This window comes from Streptomyces sp. NPDC055400, assembly GCF_053644375.1.
In genome coordinates, this window is the sequence record NZ_JBSHLM010000001.1 from 75,808 (window position 1) to 93,690 (window position 17,883).

Here is a 17,883-nt window from a genome sequence, read left to right on the forward strand (position 1 = left end):
TCCCACCCCATGTCCAGCGAACGAGCTGATGACCACGACCACGTCGGCCACTACGACTACATCGTCGTCGGAGCCGGTTCCGCGGGCGCCACCCTCGCGGGCCGCCTCGTCGAACACAGCGAGGGGGACGGTACCCGTGTGCTGCTCCTCGAAGCGGGAGGGGACTGGCGGACCGCCACCCTCCCCGAGGCCTTCCGCACGGTCCGGCTGAACATGGACCCGCGCGCCCACCCCGACTTCTGGTGGCAGGACGTCACCACCGTACGCAACCGCGCACAGCCCGAGGCCCCCTACGGCCGCGGCCGCGGGGTCGGCGGCACCGCCAACGTCAACGCCATGTTCGCCATCCGCGGCGTCCCCGACGACTACGACGGCTGGGCGCGCGAGGGCGCCGAGGGCTGGTCGTACGACGAGGTCCTGCCGTATTTCCGGCGACTCGAGGACGAGCTCGATCACCCGTTGGACACCTGGCACGGGCAGGGCGGCCCGATCCCGGTGGGCCGTACCCCGCAGGCCCGCTGGGGCGCCCTCGACCTGGCGTTCGCCGAGGCGGCGGGCGACTTCGGGTACGCGTGGTGCGCGGACCACAACGCACCGCGGACCACCGGGATAGGCCCCTTCGCCCTGAACATGCGCGGCGGGCGGCGGGTCACCACCAACGACGCCTACCTGGAGCCCCATCGGGCACGCCCCAACCTCACCGTCCGCGCCGGCAGCGAGGTCGCCCGCGTCCTGCTCGACCCGGCCACGCACGCGGCGCAAGGCGTCGCCCTCGTCGGCGGGGAGGAGTTCCGGCTGGCTTCCGGCGGTGAGGTGATCGTCAGTGCGGGCGCCCTGCACTCCCCCGCCCTGCTCATGCGCTCAGGGATCGGCCCTGCCGGGCAGCTCGCCGCGCTCGGTATCAAGGTGCTCGCCGATCTGCCCGTGGGCCGGGGTCTGCAGGACCACGGGATGCTGATGGTGCCGATCCCCACCCGCAGCGACCTCGGCCAGGACCCCGACCGGCCCGTCACCAACGCGATCCTGCGCTACTCCTCGGAACTCAGTGGTGCCGGCGAGAACGACATGTTCATGGTCCCCAACAACGGCATGTACGACAGCCAGGGCCGCTCGCAGGGCCGCGGCATGCTGGTGGCCCAGCAGGAGCAGGTCTTCTCACGCGGCGACCTCACCCTGCGCAGCGCCGACCCGGCCGTCCAACCCCTCGTCCGACAGCGGGTGTTCGAGGACCCGAGGGACTTCGAGCGGATCGTGCACTCCCTCGACCTGATGCGCCGGTTCGCGGACCACAAGGCGGTAAGGGCGCTGCTCGACGGCCCCATCACCTTCCCCACCGCCGAGGAGATCCTGCCGACCTGCACCGACAACCGTCATCTGTCCGGCACCTGCCGGATGGGCGCGGCCGACGACCCCCGCAGCGTCGTCGACCCGGACCTGCGGGTCCTCGGTGTGCCCGGCCTTCGCGTCGTCGACGCGTCCGTGTTCCCGGACATCCCGCGCGCCAACCCGCACCTCTCGGTGGTCATGACCGCCGAGTACGCCGCCGCCAAGATCACCGCCCGGACTCCTGAAGCCCGTCAAGCCGCCCCCGCCACCCGGAACACCCCGAACTCCTGGACGGCCATGGAAGGACTCCCCCGATGACCGACCATCCCACCCCGGACACCCCGGCCACCCGCGGTCTGCCCGTCGACCTCGACGACGCCACCCATCTCATCGGCAGCTCGTGGCTCCAGGCCCGCTCCAAGCGGACCATCGACGTCGTCGACCCGTGCGACGGCACGGTCGTCGCGCGGGTCCCGCGCGGCGACGCCGAGGACGTGGCCGACGCGGTGTGCGCCGCGAGCGACGCGCTGCCCGCCTGGCGCGACCTGAGCCCGTCCCGCCGCGCCGCACTCCTCTTCCGCTGGGCCGACCTCGTACGCGAACACGAGCAGGCCATCGAGGAGTTGGAGGCCACCGAGGTCGGCCGGCCCACCGGTCCCTCGCCGCTCGCCGGGCAGCTGGTGTTCTTCGCGGGGCAGGCCGACAAGGTGCACGGCAGCACCCTGCCGTCGCACACACCGGACGTCCTGGGGATGACCCTGCGCGAGCCCTACGGCGTCGTCGGCGTCATCATCCCCTGGAACGCGCCGGGCCCGATGACCGTGTTCAACGCCGCGCCCGCCATGGCCGCCGGCAACACCGTCGTCCTCAAGGCCGCGGAGGACGCCCCGCTCACCCCCCTCTACCTGGCCAAACTGGCCCTGGAGGCGGGCATACCACCGGGCGTCCTCAACGTCGTCACCGGATACGGGTCCGAGGCGGGCGCAGCGCTGCCCGCGCACCCGGACATCCGCCGCGTCAGCTTCACCGGCTCGCCGGTCACCGGGGCCGCCGTGATGGAGGCCTGCGCACGCAACCTCACGCCGCTGCACCTCGAACTGGGCGGCAAGTCCCCGCAGATCCTCCTTGAGGACGCGGACCTGGCCCGCGCGATCCCGCAGATCGTTCGCTTCATCACCCTCAACAGCGGCCAGGTCTGCGCGGCCGGATCGCGCGTCCTGGTGCCGCGCGCGCTGCGCGAACGGGTCGTGACCGAACTCGCCGCCGGGATGGAGCGCGTCACGGTCGGCTCCTGGCGTTCGGGCCCCGTCGACATGGGGCCGCTGATCAGCGCCCGCCAGCGGGACCGCGTCCTGGACTATCTGCGGATCGGCCGCGAGGAAGGCGCCGAGGTCGTCACCGGCGGCGCCGCGCTGACCGAAGTCCCGTACCGGGACGGCTACTTCGTCGCTCCGACCCTCTTCGACGGCGTACAACCGGAGATGCGGATCGCCCAGGAGGAGATCTTCGGCCCGGTCCTCTCCGTCCTCTCCTACGACGACGAGGACGAGGCCATCGCACTCTCCAACGGCACCCGCTACGGCCTCACCTCCACCGTGTGGACCGGGGACCTGGCCCGTGCGGTGAGGTTCGCGCGGCGCGTGGAGGCCGGGCAGGTGTCGGTGAACACCTTCGGCTCCGGCGGACCGTTCGGAGCGATCGGAGCGCCGTTCGGCGGCTACCGGCACAGCGGCTTCGGGCGCTCCATGGGCGCGGACGCCGTCGAGGACTGGACGCAGGTCAAGGCCGTCGTCCTGAACGCGGGGAGCTGAGCACACATGACGACCACACAGAAGGTCCGGGCCGCGGTACAACTCGGCCCGGGAAAGCTGGAGTTCCGCTCCTTCGACCGGCCTCGCACCGGCGCCGACGACGCCCTGGTCCGTATCGAGGCCAACGGCCTGTGCGGCAGCGACCTGGAGACCTTCCACGGCCGGGTCCCGATGCGCGGCGGCTACCCGGTGATCCCGGGCCACGAGCCGCTCGGCGTCGTCGAGGAGATCGGCGAGAAGGCCGCCGCCCGCTGGGGTGTGCAGGTCGGTGACCGGATCGCGGTGGAGGTGCTCGTGCCCTGCCGGGCCTGTGCCCGCTGCCTGTCGGGCGGCTACATGTCCTGCCGCAACCGCTCCGTCACCCACGGCTACACCCCCGTCTCCCGCGAGCCGTCCCTGTTCGGCGGGCTCGCCGAGTACCTGTACGTCCACCCCGATGCGGTGGTCCACAAGGTGAGTTCGGCCCTGCCCGCCGAGGTCGCGGTCATGTACAACCCGCTGGGCGCGGCGGTGCGCTGGACCGCGCATCTGGGCGGGGTACAGCTCGGCGACACCGTGCTCATTCTCGGGGCGGGGCAGCGCGGCATCCTCGCGGCGGCGGCCGCGAAGGCGGCGGGCGCGGCCCGGGTCATCGTGACCGGGCTCGCCCGCGATGCCCACAAACTGGCCCTGGCAAGGGAGTTCGGCGCGGACCACACGCTCGTCGTGGACGACGCCGACGCGCGGAACACGGTCGACCTGGTCACCGAACTCACCGACGGTGAACTCGCCGACGTCACCCTGGAGATGACCCCGATGGCCGCCCAGCCCCTCGATGACGCGCTGCGGGCGACCCGGCACGGCGGCCGTATCGTCATCGCCGGCCTCAAGGGCGGCCGCCCCGTCCCCCTCGACTCCGACCAGGTGGTCAACAAGGCGCTGACGTTGGTGGGCGCGTACGGCGTCGACTCACGCGGCTACGCCGAGGCCATCCGTCTCCTGGAGTCCGGCCGTTTCCCCTTCGAGCGGCTGCACACCCACACCTTCGAACTCGCCGAGACCGAGCGGGCCCTGGCCACGCTCGCCGGGGAGATCACGGGCGAGGAGGCGGTGCATGTGGCGGTGACGCCGGGCGGCGGAGGCTGACGGGGGCGCTGTGGCGGGGGCCGGTCCCGGCCCCCGGCCCTCCCTGCTTTCGAGACGCCTCCTCCCTCCCCCCCTACGGAGCCCCATGCTCATCGACTCCCACGCCCACTTCCTGCCCGCCTCCCTCCCCGGCCCCGTCGACGCGGCGTGCCCCTGCATCGGCCCCGCCGCCGTGGACGGTTCACGGGAACTTACCGCCGGCGCCCTGCGGTACACGGCCCGCGCCGTCTTCTTCGACGCCGAACGCCGGATCGCCGACCAGGACGCTCTCGGGATCGACGCCGAGGTCCTCTCCCCCATGCCGCCGCTGCTCGACTACCGCCTCCCGGCGAAGGCATCCCTGGCCGTGCACCGGGCGGCCAACGAGTACGCCGCCGAGCTGGTCGCCCACGCCCCGGACCGCTTCCACGCCCTGGGCGCCGTACCCCTCCAGGACCCCGACCTGGCCACCACCGAACTGTCCGCCCTGCACGAACTCGGCCTGCGCGGCGTCGAGATCGGCACCAACATCGCAGGCGCCTCGCTCGGCGAGGACCGCTTCCACGACTTCTACGCCGAGGCCGAGCGCCTCGGCCTGGCCGTCTACGTGCACGCCCTCAGTCCCTCCCTGGGCGACCGCCTCCCCGCCACCGCCACCGGCACCTACGGCTTCAACACCGAATCCTCGCTGGCCGCCGCCTCGCTCCTGGCCACCGGCACCACCGCGAAGTTCCCCTCCCTGCGCATCGGCTTCAGCCACGGCGCGGGCGGCTTCCCGCTGATGCTGCCCCGGGCCCGCTTCTTCTGGGGCGGCAGCCGGAACGAGGAGCCGCCGGTCCGCGACACCCCCGGCCCCGACTCCCCGCTCGACCAGGCCCGCCGCTTCTTCTACGACTCGCTCGTCTTCGACGCTCGCGCGCTGCGCTACCTCGTCGACCTGCTCGGCCCCGACCAGGTCATGCTCGGCAGCGACTTCCCCGCGATGGACCGCGAGAGCCCGGCCGACGCGACGCTCCGCGCCCTGGATCTTTCCCCCGCCGACCACACCCAGGTCGCCGCCGGAACCTGCCTGCGCTTCCTGGGGCTCGCCGGGAACGGAGCCGACGAAGCAGGGCTCGACGAAGCGGGACTCGATTGATGAAGGCTCGTATCCTCCTCGAAGCCGCCACCGGAGCGACGTACGCACAACTCCTGGACCTGGCCCGGACAGCGGAGGACGCTGGATTCGACGGCTTCTTCCGCTCCGACCACCTCCTCGGCGCCGTCCCCGACCGGGCCGCTCACCACCCCACCGACTCCTGGACCACCCTCGCCGGCCTCGCCCGCGACACCCACCGCATACGCCTGGGCACCCTGCTGACAGCGGCCACCTTCCGCCACCCGGGGTTGCTCGCCACCACGGTGGCCACCGTGGACGAGATGAGCAACGGCCGCGTCGAACTCGGCCTCGGCGCGGGCTGGTACGCACGCGAGCACGAGGCGTTCGGCATCCCCTTCCCTCCGCTCGCGGAACGGTTCGACCGGCTCGAGGAACAGCTCACCGTCGTCCGCGGCCTGTGGCACAGCGCCCCGTTCTCCCACGACGGCCCGCACTACCGCCTCTCCGACAACCGCACCCCGCCCCGGCCCGCCCACCCCATCCCGGTGATCGTCGGCGGTGCGGGGCCGCGCCGTACCCCCGCCCTCGCCGCCCGCCACGCCGACGAGTTCAACGCCACCTTCCCCGACGGCATGCGCGAACGCTTCGCCGTCTTCGACGCGGCCTGTGAACGGATCGGCCGTGATCCCGCCACCGCCCGGCACTCGGTGATCCTGCCGGTGTTCTGCGGCGGCACCCGCGCCGAGACCGACCGCCGTGCCTCGGTCGCCACCTCCGCGTTCCTACGTGAAGCAGCTGTGGCCGGCACTCCGGACGCCGTCGTCCAGCGCATCCGCGGCCTGGCGAAGGACGGCGCGGACACCGTGTATCTGCATCTGTACGACGCCCAGGACCCGGCACATCTGCACCTGCTGGGCGCAGAGGTGCTTCCGCACCTGGTGACGTGACCCGTCACCCTCGCAGCGGCACCGTCTCCAGGAGTTCAGCGGCGGACCGTGCAACGCATCGCGAGTTGGCTGAGCCCGCGCTCGCAGCTCTGAACGTTCCCGAAGCGGACGCTCGACGGCTGATCCGGGACGCGGAGCAGGGCGCTCCCGGCTGGGCGGACCGCATGCAATACATCGATAACACCGCTGATGCACGCGAGGAGCTGACCGCGGCGGCGCGAGCACTGCTGATCGCGGACGGCGCGCTCTAAAATCACATCCACTGGGCGACCCGTGGAGACACTTGGAGGACCCCCAGTCCGATCTGGCGCCGCCGTGGGCTTCGACGGCGCCCGGGCCCGGGCGCCGTCGAAGCCGATCAGGCAGGGATCACATCGTGGCGCCCGCCATCGCGCGGCACATCTCCGCGCTGCGGCGACACGCCTCGGCACAGCGCATCATCTGCTGATCGTCCGGCATGGACATACACGCCTCGGCGCACATGTCGCACGCCTTGGCGCACATCGCGCACATCTCGGGCGACATCGGCGAGCGGCGCATCATCATGTCCGCGCACATGCGGGTCATCTCGGAGCAGTCAATGAGCGCGCGCATGATCTGCATCTGGGGCTGGCCGCCCATGTGCATGCAGGAGCTCATGGTCTCCTCGCAGACGCTGTGGCACGACATGCACGCTGCGACGCAGTCCTGCATCTGCTTGCTCATCGCGGTCATGGATCCGGCCTGGGTCATGGCTCCTCCTGGGGGTGAGGGGGCCCGGGGCGGACCCCTTTACCCCCTGTCTTACGCCTGCCCGAGCCCTCCCGCCATGCCGACGTGGGACACCACCGTGGCCATCCGGCCCCGTAGGCCCTTCAGAATGCTCATCGGCAGCACGCATGAGACGCCGTTTCCTTTGGTGCTGATGGCGCCCGCCAGGCGGCGGAGCTGGTATCGCAGGGCGCCGGCTGCGGTCACATGGGGCACAAGCAGCGGTTGAGGGCCATACTCCGCGCTAGGGCTGCGGCCCTCGGTGCATGTGGTTACGAGGTCCAGCCGAAAGCCTCGGGACTGGTTCAACCCTCGCATCAGATGATCGACAGGAAATGGAGAACAGGCCGAGATGTGGCGTGAACTGGCCTCAGAATTCCCGGAAGTTGAGCTGCAAGATCCAGCCGCTCCCGACGCCCTGGCGGCTGTCGAGGAACAGCTCGGCCAGCCGCTGCCCGAAGCTCTGCGTCAATTGCTGCTGGAGACCGATGGGATCGAGGCGGACTACGGAACCGAGGTGGCCTGGACGGCCGAGAAGATCCTCGAAGAGAACAGCTCCTTTCGCAGCAATGAAGAATTTCGCGGCCTCTACATGCCGTTCGACGCTCTGATGTTCTTCGGAGACAACGGCGGCGGCGACCAGTTCGCATTCGTACGAACCCCGGACCATGACGACGTCTTCGTCTGGGACCACGAGACCGACAGTCGTATCTGGGTCGCGCCCTCGTTGGAGCAGTACCTGCGCAGCGCACTAGGGAGCGAAGGAGACGACTGGTACCGGTAGCGGCGTCACAGACGGACGCATCGTGCATCCTCTCCTGTCCCCAACTCCCGCGCGAAGACCTGCATCAGTTGATCGCGAGTAGGCACTGGATGGCCTGCGTCGGCGACCGCGATCTCGGGGCAAAAGACTCCAGCGCGCCCATGTCCTCCGGGGCGCGGAGCCTTCGCGGAGTGCCCCGCGCCGCGGCGGGCCGACGTGGCATGAGTTCCTGACCGCGCAGGCCGAGGGCATCATCGCCTGCGACTTCGTGCACATCGATCTGGTCGTGTCCCGCTCGGAAATACGATTCCGGCTCTGGCCTGCAGCTTCTCCACGCGGGGCACCCTGTCCCGCTCGAAAACACGATTCTGGGCCTGCCCTGGAAAGTTCCCCTATCAGAGGACTGGCCCGCACAGCAGCTGCGACGATTCTTCGATGCCGCTGTCCATCGCCACCGCGCTGGTCCGGAACCTGAACAAGGTGCCTGCTGCCGTACTGCGCAACCGTGTGGCCAAGGACGCGGAAGTTCTGGCGTTGCGGCAAGTACACCAGCGCCTTCGATGCCGTCTTCGAGGCCGACGACGTGGAGGTCCTCCTCAGCCCACCACGAGCGCCCAAAGCGAACGCGATCTGCGAGAGAGTCGTGGGCACCCTCCGCCGCGAGCTCCTCGACCGCATGCTGATCTACAACGAGGCCCATGCCGTGAGGGTGCTGACCGAGTACAACCAGCACCGGCCGCACCAATCCCGGCAGCAGCTGCCCCCGGACCGCGCCCAACCGCCCGCCCCAGCCACCGTCACCGACCTCCAGAACCACAGAATTCGACGACAACCAATCCTCGGGGGATTGATCAACGAGTATCACCGCGCCGCCTGACCTAACCGCATCGCCGCAGATCACAGCACCGAATCGTATTTTCGAGCGGGACAGGGATCAGTCGATCGGCGCCTCGAGCGAGGCCTGGTCTTCCAGCGCCTCGTCCCGTTGCGAGACCTGGACGTAGGGCTGAACCTGGTGATGAGGCGTGCCTACAGACCACATGGACCGAGCGCAGACGGCTGCGGGGCTCGGCTACTGCAGCCCGTGCAGGGAGCGATTCCAATGAGGCTTGTCGTCGATCTCAACCGGTGCCAGGGGTTCGCGCAGTGCGTCTTCCTCGCCCCGGACGTCTTCACTCTGCACGGGGAAGAGGCGCTGCTGTTCTCCCCTCGCTTCGACGAGGCACAGCGTGACCGGGTGGAGAAGGCTGCTGCCGCCTGCCCGGTCCAGGCCATCCTCGTCGACTACTCCGATGAGCCGACGAAGCGGGTGGATCCCCATGTCGGCTGACACGGACGTCGAGGTCCTGCGGCGCGAGGGCCGCATTGTCGTGGTCGGTGCCTCGCTGGCCGGTCTGCGCGCGGCGGAGACCTTGCGCGAGCAGGGCTTCACGGGATCGCTGACCTTGATCGGCGACGAGCGGTACGAGCCCTATGACCGGCCACCGCTGTCCAAGCAGGCACTGCTCGGGCGGGCACGGCCCGAGGACACCGCGCTTCCGCGGCGGTGGGACATCGATGCCGAGTGGCGTCTGGGCGTCGCCGCCGAGGGCCTGGACCGGGACGCCAAGCAGGTACGCCTGACGAACGGCGACACCGTCCCCTACGACCGCCTGCTGATCGCCACTGGGACCAGAGCGCGGCCTTGGTTCCACCCGGAAGAGGCCGCGCTGGACGGGGTGTTCGTACTGCGTACCCGCGACGATTCCGCCCGCCTGCTACGGAAGCTGACCGGGGGTGTGTCCCGGGTGCTGGTGATCGGCGCCGGTTTCACGGGCTCCGAGGTCGCCTCCGCCTGCCGGGAGCTTGGCCTCGAGGTCACGGTCGCCGAACGCGGCCCGGCGCCGCTGGTGGGCGCGCTCGGCGGAGTGATCGGCGCGGTCGCGGATCGGCTGCAGCGCAAGCACGGAGTCGACCTGCGCTGTGGGGTCAGCGTCACCGCCCTCGAAGGCGACGATGTGGGACGGCTCAAGCGTGCCCATCTGTCAGACGGTGCGGTGATCGACGTGGAGGTGGCGGTCGTCTCGCTCGGGGCCATGCGGAACACGGAATGGCTCGCCGGCTCGGGAGTGGCCGCGGGTCCCCGGGGCATCGCGTGCGACGCAGGGTGCCGGGTGTTCGACGTCAACGGCATCGTCACCGACGACATCTACGCCGCCGGCGATGTCGCACGCAGCCCCCACCCGCTGTTCGACTATCAGTTCCTGGCGCTGGAGCACTGGGGTAACGCGGTCGAACAGGCCGAGATCGCCGCCCGCAACATGATCTGTGCTGGTCCGGATCGCCGTCCGCACCTGTGGCTGCCGATGTTCTGGTCCACCCAGTTCGGTGTCAACATCAAGTCGGTGGGTGTTCCCACGCTGGGCGACCAGCTGGTCGTCGCCCAGGGGGCGCTCGCCGAGGAGCGGTTCGTCGCGGTGTACGGGTACCGCGGCCGCATCATCGCCGCGGCCGCCTTCGACGGAGCCAAGTGGCTGGGGTTCTACGAGCAGCAGATCGCGTCCGGCGCCCCGTTCCCGCCGGAGTACCGCGCGGTCGACCGCCGGACCGAGACGCTGCATCCGATCGACCCGGCCTTCCCCGACCCCCATCTGCCCACCCATGGGGCCACGGTCACGCTGACGGGTCACTCGCCGAGCGAGCGTCGCGTCGCGTTCGTTCCGTCGCATGCCTGATCACCGGCCCTGTACCGCCCGGAGCCCTCAGGAGGCACCATGACGTCCGGCAGCATCGTCGCTCAGATCACCGACTACGCCAATCGAGCCGATCCGTACCCGCTCTACGCGGAGCTGCGCGAGACACCAGTCAGGCGGGAGGACGACGGCACCTACCTGGTCAGCACCTACTACGAGGTGCGGAGCCTGGCCAACGACCCGCGGTTGAGCAACGACACGAGCAACCGCCCAGCCGGCCATGACCGCCCCGGGCAACCAGCGGCGGAGAGTGGCCTGCCGCCCAGCTTCATCTTCACCGACCCGCCCGTGCACGACCGGCTGCGCGACACCATCAACCGGCCGTTCGGTCCCCCGCACAGCCCCAGATTCCTCGACGGCCTGCGCGGAGAGCTGGCCAAGGTCGTCACCGAGCTGCTCGACGCCTTCGAAGGCCAGGACCAGGTCGACATCGTCGAGGGCTTTGCCTACCCCCTTCCCGTCACCGCGATCTGCAAGGTCCTGGGCGTGCCACGCGAGGACGAACCGCTCTTCCACTCCTGGGCCGATGCCCTGGCGTCGTCCGTCGACCCCCACTCCGGCGACGACGACGGCCCGGAAAAGGCACAGCAGGCACGCCAGGAGCTGGGCGCCTACCTGTCCGACCTGATCGAGACCAAACGCCGCCACCCAGGCCCCGGAATCCTCAGCGCGCTCGCCCCCGACATGAAACCGGCAGACCTGGAAGCCACCGCGGTGCTGCTCCTGGTCGCCGGCCACGAGACCACCGTCAACGCGATCACCAACACGACCCTCACCTTGCTGCGCCACCCCGACATCCTCGAGCGGTTCCAGAAGGACCCGGAGCTGGCCGTCCCGATCATCGAGGAAGTGCTGCGGTACGAGCCCCCGGTCCAGTTCGTCCCGTGGACCACCGCCCTGGCCGACATCGACGTCGCCGGCACCACGATCCCCAAGGGCTCCCCGGTCTGGCTCATGCTGGCCGCGGCCAACCGCGACCCCCGGCGCTTCACGGACCCCGACCGGTTCGACCCCGACCGCAAGGACAACGAGCACCTGGGTTTCTACACCGGCATCCATTACTGCTTCGGCGCCCCTCTCGCCCGCATAGAACTCCATCTGGCCGTGCCCGAACTGTTCCGCCGGGTCAAGTTCTCCCGGCTGCTCGAAGACCCGCCGCCCTACCGCGCCAACGCCGTGCTCCGCGGCCCCCGCCACCTTCCGGTGGCGATCGAGGGGGTCACGCCGTGAATGCAGCAGAAGCTCTCAAAGGGAGGTAGGGCGGTGCCGAGCGTTCAGCGGCTGCTGAGGCCTGCATCCCCGTGAGCGGATGGGGCAGGGACGTGATGTCATGATCCCCCTGTTCTTCCGCCGGTCCGCCGGGCAGCGGGACGGCAGAGGTGTCTGCGGACGCGATCGACCGCGACGCCCACATACTCCTGGGAAATGTCACCGGGCGGGTTGACCACTAGATCGGTCAGACCACTGCCGTCCGTCCGCACCCCGCACGCAGCCGCCGGTCCCGCTCAGCACGCGCCGCGTACAGGGCCGGTATCAAGTGAACCGAGCGTTGCTGAGGTCGATGGAGACCATGGTCTGTTCCAGGATCGGGCGGTTGTCCGCATCGCTTCGGTAGGCCCGGCGTTTGGTGGGCAGGCGGATCCCGTCCGCTTCAACGGTGTCGTAGACGTACTGTGCCGCGGCGAACCCGCCCGCGATGTCGACGTGATAGTCGTGCCGGCGCAGGAGATGGTCGGGGCCGAAGTAGAAGTCCTGTTGGGTGCTGTGGCTGGCGATGTGGGGCGGGAAGGTCGCACGCAGGCCGCGCCAGAGTTCGTCTCCTTCTTGCCACGGTTCGATGTCGGTGACGGTGAAGCCTGGCATCGCCAGCAGGAAGGGCGTGGTGAGGTACGTCCACAGTGCGTATCCGTTGAAGTAGGCGCGGTCCAGCGGGTCCCACGGGGTGGTGAGGCCGTGACCTGTGAACGACTTCCGCGGTTCGTTGCGTTCGGCCACGATGCGGCCGTCGACTTTTTCGATGCCGACTCTGTCGGCCGTGAAGTCGGTCTTCTGGTCGGGGGCGCCGAACGGCATCAAGGAGGCATGCTGCTTGTGCAGCCAGACGGTCATCTCCCGGGGGGCAGGGTCCTGCGGCATCCCTTTGATGACGAACATGTCGCCACCGCTGACGATGGTGGCGCGGACTGTGGTGAGTGCGTTCCAGCGGTCGAGGCCACCATGGGCATCGAGAGCCTCTGCGAGCAACGTGTTCATGTCGGTCTCCTGCTCGGTCATGCCGGGCGTGGCTGGCCAAAGGGGCGTCGATGGGGCGGCCGGGCCCGCCAGCGGCGTTCGGTGAAGGCCCGCGAGGCTGAATGTGCCCCTAATCGGTGGGCGTGGACGCCGTGGCGGGGCCGTCGCGGGTGCGCTCGGCGGCGGCGAGCGCTTCGACGACGAACTCGGACCGCATGCGGCCGGCGAGGCACCTGGCCAGGCGGGCGAGGCGCGCGAGCACAAGGGCCAGGAGGCGAACTGATCGCTGCCCACGGGCAGATAGGTGATGACGCGGGTGCATGTCGTGTTCCTCTCCAACGCGGTGAAGTCGAGGCCCACCAGTTCCGGAGGCCATCGCCACGGGAGGGTCCGCGACGGCGGTGCGATGTCGGCGACGCAGCCGCAGCCAGGCGTTCCGCGGTGCCCTCATCAGCCGGGCGCCCCTCTCATGGCTCACTGGTTCGCTGGTCACGCACCTGGGCACTGATCCTGGGAACGCGGTAAGCCCAGTGGTACGGGCGTGGACAGCGAGTATCCGCCGGTCGACCCGTGTCCTCGGCGTCGGCGCGCGGGGTTCGGTGCGGTCCGCTGGTTGAGGTCGTAGGGACTCCCTCGTACCGCGCTTCGTGCAGAGCCGCAGCCGGGTGCCGGTCGCGGCCTGCGGAGCCCCTGACCGTCTCAGGCTTGCAGGCACCTGCCTCGGCGGGTCGGCCGGAGCTCTTGGTGTGGGTAGGGGCGCCTACGAGTCCTCAGCACGGCCTAGCGGCGATCACCGCAGGAGGACGTCGAAGACCATGCGGAAAAAGGGACCTGTCGCTGATGCCGATGACGGATGAAGTCTTCGACGCGGTCACGGACGGCACCGCAGAGAGCGCTCTGGGATTCTGGAAGCTGCCAGGAGGCTTCGAGAGGTTGCTCGCTCGGTGGTCCACTACAGGGCCCGTCGCCTATGTCGAGGCCGACTGCTTCGGTGGCGTCGCAGAGCAACGGGCCGCCGTCTGGGCTGATGGAGCGCTGGCAGTGGGGCCATTGGATACCCCGGCGGAGAAGTGGTTCTCCCGAGCAGTCAGCCCGATCTCGCAGGCTCTTCGGCAACTCGGCGTGAGGCGGAGTCTCGGCGAGGACGAGTTCGAAGCTGTGGGACTGGACCGACATCGGAACAACGACGATGGATCTCTTCCAGCGCCTCTTGAGTCGGCGCTGGACGGCGGCGACTTCCAGAATCCCGCATCGCCTCGCAAGTCGCTGGCCGAACTCGCAGGTTCTGCCAGTCACTCGGAGAAGTCGCCATGCACGAGTGGCAGGCAGAATGAGGGCTCTCACCTGCTCACTTGCACATTCTCGCGCACTGCGTCCCTCACGGAACCTGCGTGAATTCCAGTTGGTCACGCCGTCTTCGAAGAGCTGCCGACGGCCCACGCCGCCTCAGTTGAGCCGGCGGCACGGAGTCTTGAGCCCGCACGCCTGCGACGGGCGCCCTCCATTCTGTATTGAGCACGAAGGCGTACTCGACATCGGACGGCTCGCTCGGTTCGTCCATGGGCCGCAAGCTTGGCCAATTTTGCCCTCTTTGTGACGTATAGGGGTTGGCGTAAAGGTGACTTGACGCCTGGTGGACAGGGCAAACTGCTGACCTCGGCACTTGACGGCACCACGCTGTCCTCCCATGAGAGACATGAACAACAGGTGGCGCCGCGGGATCCGCCCTCCCCGGCCTCGGCATACGGTGTCCGCCGCCGCCCTCGTGGCGCTCGTGGCCGGTCTGACCGCCGCCCCCGGCGCCGCTCAGGACCTCGGCCCGCACACCGGGCGAACGGAAGCCGCCGCGCAGACCGGAGCGGCCCGGTCGCCGATCATCTCCCGGCATCAGCTCACCCTGATCACCGGCGACCGAGTCACGCTGGAGAGGGACACCTCGGGCAAGCAGAGTGTGTCGGTCGAGCCCGCCGAGGGCCGCGAACGCGTCGCGTTCATCAAGCGCCAGGACGGTCGCGACTGGACGGTCATACCCGCCGACACGCTCCCGCTGCTCGCGACGGGTCGCCTCGACAAGGCGCTGTTCAACGTCTCCGCCCTCGTCCGGGGCAAGTACGCGCAGCGGTCGAGCCTGCCGCTGATCGTCGAGTACGCCGGGGGCGCGGGCACCGCCCGGCGACAGCTGACCGCCGCCGGCGCCGACACCGTCCGCCCCATCGGCGGGACCCCCTTCGCGACCCTCGGCGAACACCGCGCGGACGCCGCCGGGTTCTGGAAGGGCATCGCCCCCGGCCGGGCGGACGCCACCTCCTTCGGAGCGGGTGTGCGCCGGGTCTGGCTGGACGGCCACGCAAGGATCCAGCTCGACAGGACGGTGCCGCGCATCGGGGCCCCGCACGCCTGGGAGAAGGGCTACACCGGCACCGGCGTCAAGGTCGCTGTGCTCGACACCGGTTACGACCCCAACCACCCGGACCTCAAGGGCCTCGTCACCGAGTCCGCGAACTTCACCACCGAGCCGAACACCGACGACCTGAACGGTCACGGCACCCATGTGACTTCCACGGTCGCCGGTTCCGGCGCCGCCTCCGACGGCCGCTACAAGGGTGTGGCACCCGGTGTGCAGATCCTGTCCGGCAAGGTGTGCACCGCGGACGGCAACTGCCACAACTCCGACATCGTCGAGGGCCTGGCCTGGGCCGCCCAGCACGGCGCCAAGGTGATCAACCTCAGCCTGGGCGACACGGACACACCGGAGACCGACGCCCTCGAGGCCATGGTCGACACCGTGACCCGTGACTACGGCACGCTGGTCGTGGCCGCGGCCGGCAACAGCGGTCCCGGCAAGGTCTCCTCGCCCGCCTCCGACGACCGCGCGCTGGCCGTCGGCGCGGCCGAGGACGACGACGACCTCGCCGTCTTCAGCTCGGTCGGCCCGCGGGTGGGCGACTCCGGCCTCAAGCCGGACATCATCGCCCCCGGCGTCAACGTCGTCGCCGCCCAGGCGGGCGGCACCACCGCCGACGACGGCTATGTCGCGATGAGCGGCACGTCGATGGCCACGCCCCATGTGACCGGAGCCGCCGCCCTCCTGTTCCAGCAGCACCCCGACTGGACGGCGGAGCAGGTCAAGCGCCAGCTGATGCAGTCGGCGACCGGCGCCGAGGAACACGGCGCCTACTTCCAGGGCGCCGGCCGCGTCGACGTCGCCCGGGCGGTCGACCAGGACGTCACCGCCGACACCACCGCACTGGACTTCGGGCTGATCCGCTGGACGGACGGTCGGCGGCCACCGGTGACCAAGACCCTCACCTACCGCAACTCGGGCGCCGCGCCGGTCACCCTTCAGCTGAAGGACAACCCGAGCAGCGGGAAGAAGGACGTGCCCGCCCCCGCCGGCCTGTTCCGGCTCAGCGCCGACACGGTCACCGTGCCCGCACACGGAACCGCGGCCGTCACCCTCACCGCGACCCCGGAAGCCACCACGGCGTACGCCGCCTACAGCGGTGTGGTGACCGCGAGCACCGCGGACCACCAGGTGTCGGTGCGCGTCCCGTTCGGCATGGACGTCGAGCAGCCGTCGTACGACCTGCGCATCGACATGAAGAGCCGCACGGGCGCCGCCCCCGACAACGCCTACCTACTGGTCAACTCGGCCGACGGCAAAGCGTACGAGGTCGAGGCGCTCGGCAAGAGCAGCACGGTGGTGCGACTGCCGAAGGACACCTACTCGGTGAGCGGCTTCTACTTCGACGCCTCCTTCACCGAGGGCACCATCGTCGGTGTGCCGAAGGTCGTGATGAGCACCGACCGGCAGGTGACCATCGACGCCCGGAAGGCGAAGCCCGTCACGGTGTCGGCACCGAGCCGCTCCGCGCGCATCATGTCGGCCGAGATCGGCACGATCAGCATGGCCGACCAGCTGCTCTCGGTCACCATGTACAACGCGATCGGCACCGACCACATCGACGGCGTGTACGCGGTGCCGACTGCCCAGTACAAGGACTCGAAGTTCACCTACCTCGTCACCAGCGTCTGGGGCGACCCGGCCGGCGCGGACGAGAACCCCTCCTCGGTCTACTACCTCACGCGACCGGTGCACGGCGCCATCCCGGCGGATCCCGCCTACAACCCCCGCAAGTCGGAGCTGGCCAGGGTGAACACCACGTTCGCCGCCACCACGCCCGGCACCACGGCCACGCGCATCGTGTGGACGTACGTCGACAACGTCCGCTTCAGCGGCCGGGCGATGGAGGGAATTCCGGTCCCGGCCCGGCGCGTCGACTACTTCTCGGCGGCCGACGGCCTGCGCTGGCAGGCGGCCTTCGACCAGAACAACCTCTTCGACCCGGACACGCGCGGGCAGAGTTACCTGAGCGACCTGCACGGCTACAAGGCCGGCTCCCAGGTCGAGGAGCGCTGGAACGGCGGGATCCAGGCCGTGGGCCTCTCTTCCCAGATGGTCGCCTTCCGTGAGGGCGACACGATGTACCGGCCCTTCCTGTCGGCCGCGAACGGCAACCTCGACCTGGTGGCCGACACCACGTCCGGCCTGCCCGAGGTGAAGCTGTGGCGCAACGGCGAGCTGGTCTCCCAGGACTGGAGCATGAGCGACGTCCCGGCCGACGCCACCCCCGCCGACTACCGTCTGACAGTCGAGCACAACCGTGACCTGGCCCCCAGCTCCGTCTCCACGAGTGTGCGGGCGGAATGGCGGTTCCGGTCGCAGACCACGGCGACCCGGCAGGCGCTGCCGCTGTACGCGGTCCGTATGTCGCCGAAGCTGGACGAGTGGAACCGGGCCGAGGCCGGCCGGGGGCTCGACATCCCGGTCCTGATCCAGCGGACGGCTGGCGCCCCGGCGTCACCCGTCCGCGTCTTCACCACCGAGGTCTCCTTCGACGAGGGGAAGACCTGGCAGTCGGTGCGGGTCAAGGGCTCCGGCATGGAGCGCACCGTGACGGTGGAGCACCCGCGGAGCGCCGCGGGCGGCTCAGTCAGCCTGCGCGTCCATGTCGAGGACGCGGCGGGCAACTCCTTCAAGGAGACCGTCGTCAAGGGCTACTTGCTCAAGTAGGCGCCGTCGCGGAGTCGCCACGTCCTCGAGTAGCTGCTTCCGCGA

15 protein-coding genes are annotated in these 17,883 nt (G+C 70.0%); 12 read left to right on the plus strand and 3 right to left on the minus strand.

All coding sequences use genetic code 11. The annotated features are described in order from the left end of the window. Positions 1 to 9: 9 nt before the first annotated feature. The 6 genes from ACWIGU_RS00375 (at position 10) to ACWIGU_RS00400 (ending at position 6,538) form a co-directional block, all read left to right on the plus strand. Entirely contained in the window at positions 10 to 1,644 is a 1,635-nt protein-coding gene (locus ACWIGU_RS00375) for a GMC family oxidoreductase (RefSeq protein ID WP_454395896.1), read from the plus strand. Then, positions 1,641 to 3,137: an aldehyde dehydrogenase family protein gene (locus ACWIGU_RS00380; RefSeq protein WP_454395898.1), complete on the plus strand. Its 1,497-nt coding sequence runs from the start codon at positions 1,641 to 1,643 to the stop codon at positions 3,135 to 3,137. The genes ACWIGU_RS00375 and ACWIGU_RS00380 overlap by 4 nt, the downstream gene beginning before the upstream one ends. Positions 3,138 to 3,143: 6 nt before the next feature. Continuing rightward, positions 3,144 to 4,262, plus strand: coding sequence for a zinc-dependent alcohol dehydrogenase (locus ACWIGU_RS00385; protein ID WP_454395900.1), 1,119 nt, complete (start codon positions 3,144 to 3,146; stop codon positions 4,260 to 4,262). An 85-nt stretch (positions 4,263 to 4,347) separates the two neighbouring features. Further along, positions 4,348 to 5,379, plus strand: a complete 1,032-nt coding sequence (locus tag ACWIGU_RS00390; protein WP_454395902.1) for an amidohydrolase family protein — start codon at positions 4,348 to 4,350, stop codon at positions 5,377 to 5,379. Further along, positions 5,379 to 6,287, plus strand: coding sequence for a TIGR03560 family F420-dependent LLM class oxidoreductase (locus ACWIGU_RS00395; RefSeq protein WP_454395904.1), 909 nt, complete (start codon positions 5,379 to 5,381; stop codon positions 6,285 to 6,287). Before ACWIGU_RS00390 ends, ACWIGU_RS00395 begins: the two co-directional genes overlap by 1 nt. A gap of 65 nt (positions 6,288 to 6,352) precedes the next feature. After that, positions 6,353 to 6,538 (plus strand): hypothetical protein, encoded by a 186-nt coding sequence (locus ACWIGU_RS00400; protein ID WP_454395905.1) that lies wholly within the window; start codon positions 6,353 to 6,355, stop codon positions 6,536 to 6,538. Between the two features lie 118 nt (positions 6,539 to 6,656). Here ACWIGU_RS00400 and ACWIGU_RS00405 read toward each other — a convergent pair whose 3' ends face one another. Continuing rightward, positions 6,657 to 7,019 (minus strand): four-helix bundle copper-binding protein, encoded by a 363-nt coding sequence (locus tag ACWIGU_RS00405; protein WP_454395907.1) that lies wholly within the window; start codon positions 7,017 to 7,019, stop codon positions 6,657 to 6,659. Positions 7,020 to 7,389: 370 nt separating this feature from the next. On the opposite strand from ACWIGU_RS00405, the gene ACWIGU_RS00410 reads away from it, so the two are divergent. From ACWIGU_RS00410 to ACWIGU_RS00430, 5 genes are all read left to right on the plus strand, one after another. Continuing rightward, complete coding sequence (locus ACWIGU_RS00410) at positions 7,390 to 7,821, plus strand: SMI1/KNR4 family protein (RefSeq protein ID WP_454395909.1); 432 nt, start codon at positions 7,390 to 7,392, stop codon at positions 7,819 to 7,821. A 484-nt stretch (positions 7,822 to 8,305) separates the two neighbouring features. Continuing rightward, complete coding sequence (locus ACWIGU_RS00415; protein WP_454395911.1) at positions 8,306 to 8,677, plus strand: integrase core domain-containing protein; 372 nt, start codon at positions 8,306 to 8,308, stop codon at positions 8,675 to 8,677. Between the two features lie 225 nt (positions 8,678 to 8,902). After that, positions 8,903 to 9,130 (plus strand): ferredoxin, encoded by a 228-nt coding sequence (locus ACWIGU_RS00420; RefSeq protein WP_454395913.1) that lies wholly within the window; start codon positions 8,903 to 8,905, stop codon positions 9,128 to 9,130. Next, positions 9,120 to 10,514, plus strand: coding sequence for an NAD(P)/FAD-dependent oxidoreductase (locus ACWIGU_RS00425; protein ID WP_454395915.1), 1,395 nt, complete (start codon positions 9,120 to 9,122; stop codon positions 10,512 to 10,514). Before ACWIGU_RS00420 ends, ACWIGU_RS00425 begins: the two co-directional genes overlap by 11 nt. Positions 10,515 to 10,553: 39 nt before the next feature. Beyond that, complete coding sequence (locus ACWIGU_RS00430; protein WP_454395917.1) at positions 10,554 to 11,762, plus strand: cytochrome P450; 1,209 nt, start codon at positions 10,554 to 10,556, stop codon at positions 11,760 to 11,762. A gap of 303 nt (positions 11,763 to 12,065) precedes the next feature. Here ACWIGU_RS00430 and ACWIGU_RS00435 read toward each other — a convergent pair whose 3' ends face one another. Both ACWIGU_RS00435 and ACWIGU_RS00440 read right to left on the minus strand, forming a co-directional pair. Continuing rightward, positions 12,066 to 12,806: a hypothetical protein gene (locus ACWIGU_RS00435; RefSeq protein ID WP_454395919.1), complete on the minus strand. Its 741-nt coding sequence runs from the start codon at positions 12,804 to 12,806 to the stop codon at positions 12,066 to 12,068. An 88-nt stretch (positions 12,807 to 12,894) separates the two neighbouring features. Continuing rightward, on the minus strand, positions 12,895 to 13,026 hold the full coding sequence (locus tag ACWIGU_RS00440; protein ID WP_454395921.1) for a hypothetical protein: 132 nt from the start codon (positions 13,024 to 13,026) through the stop codon (positions 12,895 to 12,897). 1,434 nt (positions 13,027 to 14,460) lie between these two features. Between ACWIGU_RS00440 and ACWIGU_RS00445 the strand changes: the two genes are divergently transcribed. After that, positions 14,461 to 17,838, plus strand: coding sequence for a S8 family peptidase (locus ACWIGU_RS00445; protein ID WP_454395923.1), 3,378 nt, complete (start codon positions 14,461 to 14,463; stop codon positions 17,836 to 17,838). The last annotated feature ends 45 nt before the right edge of the window (positions 17,839 to 17,883 follow it).